Genomic DNA, 10586 nt, shown 5'->3' on the forward strand with positions numbered 1-10586 from the left:
GACCCGCGAGCCGGAAGACGGATCCGAAGGAGCATGCGACGGGGAGATCCCGGTGGACGTTCGCCCATCGATCGTTCCGGGCTAGGCAGCCGTCCGCGCGACCCCCACGAGGAACGCTCCACCGGGAAGTCCGGAGATCGAGGACGGGACGGATCGTATGGGTAGATGCACTCAGCCCCTGGCCACCCGAAGGTGTCAGGGGCTGAGCGAGGAGGCTTGTTTACGGCCAACTACCGCCCGGTCCTGGTAGCTTGCGCGGTCTTCCAGAACCTCGCCGCGAGCCTGGTACCGTCTGCCGACCAGCTGTGCTCGATCCCTCTTCCCTCGGTCGCCTCGTTCCGTCGCCGGAACTCCGCTCCCTCAGGCCCGGGACTCGCGCCCCGGTTTCGCGATCTCGCGTCGGGCAACTCGCGGTGCGGTCATCGGCCTCGACCTCCGGTCGGTCGGTGCCGCCTCCCTTAGCACGCCTTGATTCTAAAAAGATCTTTTTGGGTCGTCAACCTCGAACACGCCGCAGTCGTATTTTTTTCAAAAATTCATCCATCGAACCGCCATTCCCTGCAGCGATCCGCGCGACAAAATCGGATTTTGGTCAGGTGCCGTGCCAGAGGTCGGTGGGGGTGGCGTCGAGGCGGGCGCCAGACTGCTCGACGTGGGAGAGGAGGCGGTTGAGGAGGGCTTCTCCGGGGAGGGTGCGGCGGAGGCCGGCGACGGTGGCGACGATGACGAGGCGCTCGCGGGCGCGGGAGAGGGCGACGTTGAGGAGGCGGGGGAAGTCGCGGTTGCGGCGCTCGTCGAGGAACCAGCTGCGGCCGGGGGGTGCGTCCACGGTGTCGATGATGACGAGGCGCTTCTCCCGTCCCTGGAAGCGGTGGATCGTGCTCACCTCGAGGTTGGCGGGGGCGGCGCGGCCGAGGCGGCGGCGGATGAGGTCGTTCAGGTGGCGGGTCTGGGCGCGGTAGGGGGAGACCACGGCGATGTCATCGATCCCGTCGCGGGCCGCGGCGCCCACGAAGTCCGCCACGGTCTCGGCGTGGGTCCGGTTGCGGCGCGAGCCGTCCACGCGTTCGACGCGGGGCTCGAGGCCGCTGGTGTCGAGCACGGTGAGGGCGGCCGGCCGGGTTGCGCGCTCGGCGACGTCTGCCGCGCGCTCGGCGATCTCCGGGGCGTCCCTGAGGCGTCCGCCGTAGAAGAACCCGCTCACCAACTCGCGAATGTCGGGCGCCATCCGGTACTGGAGGTCGAGCATGGCGCACAGCCCGTCGTTCGGGGAGGGGAGCGCGGCCCCCGCCTCGGGGTCGCCCCCGGCCTCGGCGCCGGCCCCTGCCCCGCCCACGACGCCGGCTTCGCGGAACAGGTCCGTGCGCAGCCAGCGGGCCGCGGCCGGGGCGGTACTCGACACGACGGGGGGAAGCTGCTGGAAGTCGCCGACGGCGATGGCGGGGCCCGCGACCCGGGAGGCGGCGAGCGCCACGTAGGGGAGCGGCGCGGTGCTCGCCTCGTCGATGAGGAGGGATTCGAACCTCAGCTCGCGGAGTTCCTCCCGGATCGAGAGCCGGGCGAAGGTGGTGAGGACGATGTCCGCCTCCTCCAGCACGGCCTCGGCCTGGCGGGCGATCTCGAGCATGACGCGGCCGAGGGCGCGGGCGGATTCCGCGTTCCCGCGGGAACGCGCGAGCGAGAGGAGGCGTCCGGCGCGGGCGTAGGGATTGAGGGCCGGGGGACGACCTTCTCGGCTCCCTGACGGCGGGTGGGCACCGAGCTGCTCCTCGTGCTCGGCGAGCGTGCGGTCCACGCCGCCGGCGCCGCCGTCGATCCGCCGCGCCAGTGCCGCGCCCAGGTCGATGCGCGTGTCGGGCGCGGCGCCGAGGTCGAACCCGACGCGGATGATTCGGTCGCGGTCGAGGAGGGCCGGGTCGGCGATGGCGGCGAGGCGGCGCGCGATCTCGTCCACGGCTCCGTTGGTCGTCGCCGCGACGAGCACCCTGCCGCGGAGCGCGAGTTCCAGCGCCGCGCGCGCCACGAGGCGGGACTTGCCGGTCCCCGGCGGGCCCCAGACGAGCTGGGCGCTGCTCCCGAGCACCCGTTCCAGGGCGTCGAGTTGCGGCCCGTTGAGGTCGGCGGAGGAGTCGAGGCGCGGAGACTCGCGGCCGAGGCGCGGGGGCAGGCGTCCGAAGGCCCCGAGCACGGTGTCCGGGAAGTATTCCTCCGGATCCTGCCCCACCTCGGCCAGCCGCGTGGAGAGTTCCCGCAGGAGCCACGTGGGATCGAACTCGAGTTCGGCGCCGTCGAGGCGTTCGCCGAGCCAGTCCGGGCTCACGGCCTGCAGGAGCCCGAGCGTGCGGTCGAAACGGTGGACGACGCCGAGCGCCTCGCGGCCGGCGGCGTGGATGCGCACGCGGTCGTCGGCGCGGATGTCGTATGTTCCCCCCGCGATCTGGAAGGCGTAGCGGTAGCCGGTGCCCGCCTCTCCGCGCAGGCGTCCGGAGAGCGCCGGAATCGGCCGGTCCAGGCGGCGGCGGGAGAGGTCGGCCGCGACCGCCTCGATCTCCTCCTCGATCGCGCCGCGGAGATCCGCCAACAGAATCCACAGCGACTCGCGGGAGCCCTCGCGGGAGTCAGGAGCTTGCATGCCGGACCATACGGACTGGAGCGGGGAGACGCTGCGCGCGGCGCTGGGGCGCGCGGCGGACTGGACCGTCGACTACCGGAAGCGGGTCGAGGAACGGCCCGTCCTCCCCGACGTCGCGCCGGGCGACGTGCGCCGCGCGCTGGCCAAGGCGCCGCCGCGCGCCCCCGAACCGTTCGAGCGCGTGCTGGCCGACTTCGACGAGCACATCGTCTCCGGTCTCACGCACTGGAATCATCCGGGTTTCCTCGCCTATTTCTCGAGTTCCACGCGGGGGCCGAGCATCGCGGCGGAACTCCTCGTCGCCGCCGTCGGCGTGAACGCAATGTTGTGGCGAACCTCCCCCGCCGCGACCGAGGTCGAGCGCACCGCGGTGGACTGGCTGCGGCAGGCCGTCGGCCTCCCGGACACCTTCTCCGGGCTGATCTTCGACACGGCGTCGACCGCCACCTTCACGGCGCTCCTGGCCGCCCGCGAGGGCGCCGGGGACGGGGTTCGGGACGACGGCCTGCCCGGGGGGCCGGCCCTCGCCGTCTACACCAGCGAACAGTCCCACTCCTCGGTGGAGAAGTCCGCCATCGCCGCCGGACTCGGCCGCGCGTCCGTCCGGCGCATCGAGACCGACGACGCCTTCCGCATGCGCCCGGAGGCGCTGGAGGCGGCCATCGTCGCCGACCTCGAGAACGGGATTCGGCCGGCCATGGTGTGCGCGACGATCGGCACGACCTCGACGGCGAGCGTCGATCCCGTCGCGGAGGTGGCGGCGATCGCGCGCCGGCACGGGGTCTGGCTCCACGTGGACGCGGCCTACGCGGGGCCGGCGGCCATGGTCTCCGGGCAGCGGGCGCACTTTCGCGGCTGGGAGGCGGCGGATTCCATCGTCCTCAACCCCCACAAGTGGATGGGGACCTCGCTTGACTGTTCGGTGCTCCTGTACCGGGACGTGGCCCCCTTCCGGGCGTCGCTCGCGCTGACTCCGACCTACCTCGAGTCGGAGGACGACGAGACGGACCTCATGGACATCGGCCTCGCGCTCGGCCGCCGCTTCCGCGGGCTCAAGCTGTGGATGCTGTTCCGGTGCGTGGGGACGGACGGGCTGGCCGGGACGATGCGCCGGCACATCGCGATGGCCGAGGCGGCCGCGGACCGGCTCGTGGAGGGCGGCGTGTTCGAACTCGCAGCGCCGGTCTCCTTCAGCACCGTCTGCTTCCGGGCCGCGCGGGAGGGGGACCCGGCGGGCGAGGGGCGGTGGAACCGCGACATCCTCGCCCGGGTTAATGCGGGTGGACGCTCGTTTCTCTCGCACACCGAACTCGACGGGCGTTATACTGTACGGTTGTCCGTCGGGAGCGTTCACACGGAGGAGCGCCACCTCGACGACGCGCTCGAGGCGCTCCATCGGGCCGCCGCCGACCTCTCACCGGGAGAACCGGGTTGAACGCCAGATTTCGTTTCGGACCCTTCGGATCCAGCTTCGGATCCTTCGCAGCCGTTGCCGGCCTGCTCTGCGGCAGCGTCGTCGCGGCAGGCTGCGCAACCGAGGCCGAGGCCGGGGGCACGCAGGAGCGCTCCTTCGTGCCGCCGGATGCCCAGGTGGCCCGCGAGCGCGCGGACCGCAACCGCATCAAGGGGGAAGAGGGCGCGCCGGTGCGCGTGGTTGAGATCTCCGACTTCCAGTGCCCCTACTGCCGGCAGTTCCACGAGCAGACGCTGACTAAGATCGACAGCGCCTACATCTCCGAGGGCAAGGTCAGCTACCTGTGGATCGCCTACGCGAATCCGGGACACCAGGAGGCCTTCGTGTCGACGGAGGCGGCCTACTGCGCGGGGGCCGCGGGCAAGTTCTGGCCGATGCACGACATCCTGTTCGAGCGCCAGGACGAGTGGAGCGGCGCGGCGGACCCCTATGCGCTGTTCGTCGGGTACGCGGAGGAGATCGACATCGACCCCGAGTCGTTCGGCTCCTGCGTCCGGAACAGCACGCTCGCCCCGCTCGTGCTCCGCGACTACACGAGCGTCACGCAGGCCGGGATCTCGAGCACACCCTACTTCATCCTGGGCGACAGCGTGGCCCTCCGAGGCGCCGCCGATTTCGACACCTTCTCCTCGGCCATCGACACGCTGCTCATCCTGAGGGGCGGCGGCACCCAGCCGTAGTCAGGCCTCACGCCGCCAACGGCCGGGTGTCGTACTGTCCCCAGAGGACCCAGAGGGCCCAGTCGAGGTCGAGGGGATCGCCCAGCCAGCGGCTCGTCGCCGTCCAGGGGTCGATGCCCTTCTGCCGGTGCCAGTTCCGGAGCCCCGCATCGGCGGTTCGGGGCGCCCTGACGTCCTCGCGTGCCGGAGGCACGGCCGGTACCACGCAACCGGTCGGGTCGCGGAAGCGTGCCGCGCCCGGCGCCGCGCCCGCTTGCTCCATCTCCACGCGCCAGCCGCCCTCGTGCACGGCCTTGTGATGGAACCGGCACAGGAGGATCAGGTTGTCGAGCTTCGTCTCGCCCCCCTCGGACCAGGGGATGGCGTGATGCGCCTGCGTGTAGCGCGAGCCGCAGCCCGGGAAGCGGCAGCCCCCGTCCCTGACGTCGAGCGCCTTGCGGAGCCGCCATCCGACGGTCCGCTGGCGGCGGCCCACGTCCAGCACCGAGCCGGCCGGCGCGCGCTTCACTTCAACGGTTTCGGCGTCGCAGATCAGTCGCCTGGACGTTCCCACGGGAACGTGTGAGCCGTCCTCCGTGGCCAGGATTTCGGAGCCGCCGGCCACGGTGTGGACCACCAGTTGGACCTTCGCCTCGGCGCGACCCCCGAGCCAGGCCCCGAGCGCGTCGTGGCGCCGCTCCCCCTGGGTTGGCCGGGGCGCGAGGGTTGGCCGGGGCGCGGGCGCCGCCGGGTCCGGCTCCCCCATGGCGGTATCGGCCGCCAGCTTCATGGCGCGCTCCTGTCGGTGCAGTTCGTCGCCGGCCGCATCCAGCGTCTCGACGAGCAGGGCGCCCACCTCGGGCAGGAGCAGGCCCCGGACCTCGTACATGCCGTCAGCCGTCAGCCGGACCGTCAGGTGGCGGCGATCCGTCAGCTCCGCCAGCTCCGGCGTCCCGTCCCGCGCCGCGAAGGCGGCCTCCGCGCTTCTCCACGCCTGCACAAGACGCTCCACCTGGCTCGCCGTGTGGTAGAGGGCGAACTCGACCAGCTGCGCCTCGTTCTCGGGCGTGGCCATGCGCGTCAGCGCCCGGACCTTCGACCAGGAGAGCCGTCCCTTCTCCATCTCGGCGGAGGTCAGGGGCAGGTCGGCGAGGCGGCGGGCCGCCCGCAGCCGCTCGCGGGCCGCGCCGAGGGAGATCCCGGCCCGCCAGTTCAGCCAGTGGGCGCAGGAGCGCCACCCGCTCCAGAGTTCCTCCTCGTCGTAGCGGCGCAGCAGTGTCAGGAGCCGGTACTGGGCGGCGTCGATGTGGGCGCAGAGTTCGGCGATCTCGTCGCCGACGGGGTCGCGGTACGAGACAGCGGGGGGCGAGGCAGCAGGGATCGAGATGGCAGAGGTCGGGGCGGCAGGGTTCGGGGCGGCAGGGGCGTCGGGCGTGTCGTGCATGGCGTTCTCATCCGAATCTCAGGGTTCCAAGGGGGTACGCACTCATACCCCGATCTTCGGTAAATGTTCGGTTTCCATCTCAACGTGATCTCAACGCCGGACCTCGACACGTTTCTCATCGATGCGGTCGAGCTTGCTGCTGTTGTCCTTCGTGATGCTAATGAGCTGCTGGTACTGATCTTCCGTCACGTCGATCTTCCCTTCCTCCCGTTCCCTCGGCCTGGGGGCCGTGCCCTTCGCGATGCGGATATCTGAGGATACGGAGTGCTCAACGCGAGGCCAACCCAGCCACTTATGGAACTGGCGGGGTCTCGGGGCGGGGGCGGGAGGAGCCGCCGAAGCCGAGTTGGAGGGCGGTCGTGAAGCGGGGGCCCATGGGGGAGTGGTTGACGGAGCCGGACCACGTGAGGAGGTGGTTGCCGGGGATCCGGATGCCGTAGCCTCCGCGGACGTCGACGGCCCATGGGTCGCGGGCGCGGGCGCGGGGGGCGAGTGCGGCGCCGGGTGCAGTGCCGGCGGCAGCCGGGGCGACAGGGGACGACGCGGCGGCCGGGGCGGCGGCGTAGCGGCTGTAGACCTGGTCCTGCCAGAGGGCGCCGCCGCCGCCGGTGGCGAGGTCGCCCCAGCGGGGGGAGACGGAGAGGGACGGGCCGGTGCCGCCCTGGCTGCCGAGGCTGAGGGTGGCGCTGAAGCCCTGCTCCTCGTAGCCGGAGGCGGAGTGGACGGCGAGCATGCGGCCCTGGGCGTCGATGCGCAGGAAGCCGGCCTGGGCCTTGAGGCCGCCGACGAGTTCGAGGCCGGTGCCGGGCTGGCCGGCGCCGCCGTCGCGGCGGACGTGGGCTTCGCCGAAGGGGTTGAGGGTGAGGCCGCCGAGCCGGATCTGCTGGGACAGCTCGGCGCCGAGGCGCACCTGGTCCACGGCGGCGGTCTGGCCGTCGAGGGTTTCGCTGCCGGTCTCGGTCTGGAGTTCGGCCCAGCCGGCGTCGGCGCGCAGGGCGAGTGAGAAGCCGCCGCCCGCGGCGAGGCGCCGGCGCAGCTCGACGAGGCCCATGCGCAGGCCGAGGTCGCTCGTCTCCGCGAGTCCGTTTTCGTGGCGCACGTTGTCCGCGTCGCCGCGGCCGGCGCCGGCCATGGCCCAGATCGAGGTCGCGCCGCTGTTCCACTGCAGGTACGGGTGGACGGCCACGAGCCGGGTCTGGAGCGCGCCGCTCGTCGCGCCGGTGCTCCAGTCGCCGGTGCCCTCGCTGCGCGCGACCGCCACGCCGAGCATGAACCGGCTGCCGAGCCACGTGTCCGCGCCGACGTAGCCGGTCTTGAGCTCGCCGTCGTAGCTGTCGCCGTCGGAGGGGGCGCCGCGGAAGGTCTGGACGTCGCCCTGGCCCCAGAGCTGGAAGCGCAGGCCGCCACCGCCGCCGGCGTCCTGGCCGCCTCCACCGACGTCGAACCCGAACTGGAACTCGGAGCCGCGAAGCGGGTCGCGTCCGCCCTCGAAGCGGGTGAGGTCGCCGACGAGGTCGCCGAAGCGGAAGAGATCGCCGAGGGTCATGTCGCTGCCGGCGGCGCGACGGCCGGCCGAGTCCGGCATGCTGCCGCCGGCGACCCCGCTTGCCTGCGACATGGCGCGGGAGGTGATGCCGGAGAGCCAGCCCCGCCACCGCTGCTCGGCGGCGGACTTCGCCTCGTTCAGGCTGAGCGGTACGTCGCGGCCCATCAGCGAGAGGCGCGAGGCGTCCGAGCGGCTCGCCATCGGGCGCCGGCCGAGCGTCATGCGGGCGCTCGCCAGATGCGACCGGGCCATGCCCGCCAGGGCATGCGACACCATGCCGCGCGCCGCCCCGTCCGACACGCTGACCGCCACGGCCTGCGTGGCCGTGAGGCCGCCCGCGTCCCTGGCCGCGATCACGACCACGACCCTGCCGTAGCCCGTGGGCACGAGCGTGAGCACGCTGCCGGCGACCGTGGCGCGCACGACCGAGGAGTCGGACGACACCGTGCCGAACGCGAGCACGTCCCCGTCCGCGTCCAGGAAGAACGGCGACAGTTCGATGCGGGCGGGATCCCCGCCCTCCTCGAGCGACTGCGCCGGGATCGTGCCGACGGGCATCGGCGCGTCGTTCGTCGGCAGCACCGTCACCGTCACCTTTACCGCCACTTGAGGTCCAACAACGTCCCAAGATGTTCGTGAAGGTTCATATAGTCCAGTAATGACAACACTTTATGGGACTATTTCACCGACACCATCAGCTAACGCCGTCCCTTGCAATCCGGCTTCATCCCCCATATTATGTGGGGATGAGTACTGGAACGAACACCGGCCCGAAACCTCGTAAGACCAAGCCCAAGGGCCGCCATCCCCACAAGGCCCTGTCGGCCGCTTTCATCCGCTCCGCTCCGTCCGGCAGACACGCCGATGGCAACGGGCTGTACCTCTACGTCCAGCCCAGCGGAGCCCGCAGCTGGATCCAACGGCTCGTGATCCGTGGACGGCGGCGGGAGCTCGGGCTCGGCAGCGTCGCCCTTGTCTCGCTGGCCGAGGCGCGGGAGAAGGCGCGGGCCAACCGGAAGCTCGCCCGCGAGGGCGGGGACCCGCTCGCCGAGAAGCGCCGGGCGCGGGGCGTCCCCACCTTCGCCGAGGCCGCCGTGAAAGTCGTCGAGCAGCAGAAGGCCGGTTGGCGCAATCCGAAGTACCCGAGGGCTTGGCTGAGCAGTCTGGAGCGCTTCGCGTTCGGACGAATCGGCAAGATGCCGGTCACGGAGGTCACGGGGGCGGACATCTACGAGGTTCTCGCACCGATCTGGCACGTCAAGCCCCCGACGGCCCGGACGTTGCGCCGCCGTATGCGCGCCGTCCTGGAATGGGCCGTGGCGATGGAACTGCGGCCCGACAACCCCTGCGACCGCATCGGGCGAGTCCTCGGTCCTCAGAACGATGTGGTGAAGCACATGAAGGCGCTCCCGCACCGCGAGGTCGCGGCGGCCCTTGAGAAGGTCAGGGCTTCCGACTCGCCGCCCGTCGTCACGCTGGCCTTCGAGTTTCTGGTCCTGACGGCGGCTCGGTGGGGCGAGGTGCGGTGGGCCGTGTGGCCGGAGATGGACCACGGGGAGGGCGTGTGGACGATCCCGGCGAAGCGCATGAAGGCCGGACGCGAGCACCGGGTTCCGCTGTGCGGGCGGGCGTTGGAGATCCTCGACGAGGCGCGGAGGCTGGACGGCGAGGGTTCCATCGTCTTCGCGAGAGGGCGCGGACGGGAGCTTGCCGAGAAGCAGGTTCGCCAGATGCTCGAAAGGCTGGGAATCGCGGCGGTGCCGCACGGCTTCCGGTCATCGTTTCGGGACTGGGCCGCCGAGGAGACCGACCATCCCCGGGAGGTGGTCGAGGCGGCGCTGGCGCACATCGTGAAGAACAAGGTGGAGGCCGCCTACATGCGATCCGACCTGTTCGAGCGTCGGCGTCGGCTCATGGATGAGTGGGCAGAGCATGTCTCGCGCCGGAGAGCGGACTCCGGGGCTTGATTGGACGTGTCGCAGCCCAAGACGCGGTTCAGAGCCCGTTTTCGGTCGCACCGGGGGCGTTTCGGGGGATCTACGGGCCACAGGATGGCCTCTAACGCATGATCTCGGGTCTCCGAGGGGTAGGGGTAGGCCGGAAACCGAGCGCTCGGCAGAGCGTGGCGCAGTCCCGAGGAGTCAGGAGACGGGCCGATCGCCCTCCCCGTCCTTGAGGCTGGCGACGACGAGGCCGAGGAGCTTGCCCGCGACGGCCCGGCCAACAACGTTTTCGGGCGGCGCTCGGGAGGGTCTTGCGGGCGGTCGCCCGGCTGGCTTGACGTAGTCTTAGGGCGTCAAGCCAGCATACCCTGTACCCCTGATGTACCCATTCGAGCGGGTTTCACGTTAGATCGAAGGACTCTAACAAGAGCGACAGGCTACCGGGCCGGGAGTAACCACAGCCTACCTGTGCCACCGAGCACCTACACGGGAGTTGTACCCCGATCCGGAAGCCGCGATGGATGCCCAGTGGGGAGTTCGCGCCATCGAGCGCCAGTACAGGGATTGGCGAGCATCGCGGCAAGGCCTTCGCTGTCAAGCGACACCTTCACACGGGAGGGAGCATGGTAGAACCCAAGGCCTGGTTCGCCGGCGTGGACTGGGCATCGGAAGCGCACCACGTCTGCGTGGTCGGCGGAGACGGCTCGAAGCGGGAGGAACGCATCTTCCGCCACGGAGGCGCGGGTCTGGCCCAGATGGCCGAGTGGATCGCCGCCAAGTCCGGAGGGTCTGCCCCGGAGGACATCCCGGTGGCGATCGAAGTTCCGCACGGGCCGGTCGTCGAGAGCCTCATGGACCACGGGTTCGCGGTCTACTCGATCAACCCGA

The 10586-nt window shown here is 71.2% G+C and carries 7 protein-coding genes; 4 read left to right on the forward strand and 3 right to left on the reverse strand.

The features are described 5' to 3' along the window. Positions 1-592: 592 nt before the first annotated feature. A complete protein-coding gene (locus RN901_RS07885; RefSeq protein WP_310757697.1) occupies positions 593-2632 on the reverse strand; it encodes an AAA domain-containing protein in 2040 nt (679 codons plus the stop codon). On the opposite strand from RN901_RS07885, the gene RN901_RS07890 reads away from it, so the two are divergent. Both RN901_RS07890 and RN901_RS07895 read left to right on the forward strand, forming a co-directional pair. Then, complete coding sequence (locus RN901_RS07890; RefSeq protein ID WP_310757699.1) at positions 2631-4067, forward strand: aminotransferase class I/II-fold pyridoxal phosphate-dependent enzyme; 1437 nt, start codon at positions 2631-2633, stop codon at positions 4065-4067. The genes RN901_RS07885 and RN901_RS07890 overlap by 2 nt on opposite strands. Beyond that, the gene (locus RN901_RS07895; RefSeq protein ID WP_310757701.1) at positions 4064-4786 is read left to right on the forward strand and encodes a thioredoxin domain-containing protein; all 723 of its coding nucleotides are present in this window, start codon (positions 4064-4066) and stop codon (positions 4784-4786) included. Before RN901_RS07890 ends, RN901_RS07895 begins: the two co-directional genes overlap by 4 nt. 7 nt (positions 4787-4793) lie before the next feature. Here the strand turns inward: RN901_RS07895 and RN901_RS07900 are convergent, their stop codons facing one another. Together RN901_RS07900 and RN901_RS07905 are read right to left on the reverse strand one after the other, a co-directional pair. Continuing rightward, complete coding sequence (locus RN901_RS07900; RefSeq protein ID WP_310757703.1) at positions 4794-6209, reverse strand: DUF222 domain-containing protein; 1416 nt, start codon at positions 6207-6209, stop codon at positions 4794-4796. A 292-nt stretch (positions 6210-6501) separates the two neighbouring features. Beyond that, complete coding sequence (locus tag RN901_RS07905) at positions 6502-8361, reverse strand: autotransporter domain-containing protein (protein ID WP_310757706.1); 1860 nt, start codon at positions 8359-8361, stop codon at positions 6502-6504. 140 nt (positions 8362-8501) lie between these two features. Between RN901_RS07905 and RN901_RS07910 the strand changes: the two genes are divergently transcribed. Both RN901_RS07910 and RN901_RS07915 read left to right on the forward strand, forming a co-directional pair. Beyond that, positions 8502-9722: an integrase arm-type DNA-binding domain-containing protein gene (locus RN901_RS07910; protein ID WP_310757708.1), complete on the forward strand. Its 1221-nt coding sequence runs from the start codon at positions 8502-8504 to the stop codon at positions 9720-9722. A gap of 599 nt (positions 9723-10321) precedes the next feature. Beyond that, positions 10322-10586 (forward strand): transposase (locus RN901_RS07915; protein WP_310757710.1); only part of this gene is annotated, 265 nt, incomplete at its 3' end.

Source organism: Candidatus Palauibacter soopunensis, assembly GCF_947581735.1.
Classification (GTDB): Bacteria; Gemmatimonadota; Gemmatimonadetes; order Palauibacterales; family Palauibacteraceae; genus Palauibacter; species Palauibacter soopunensis.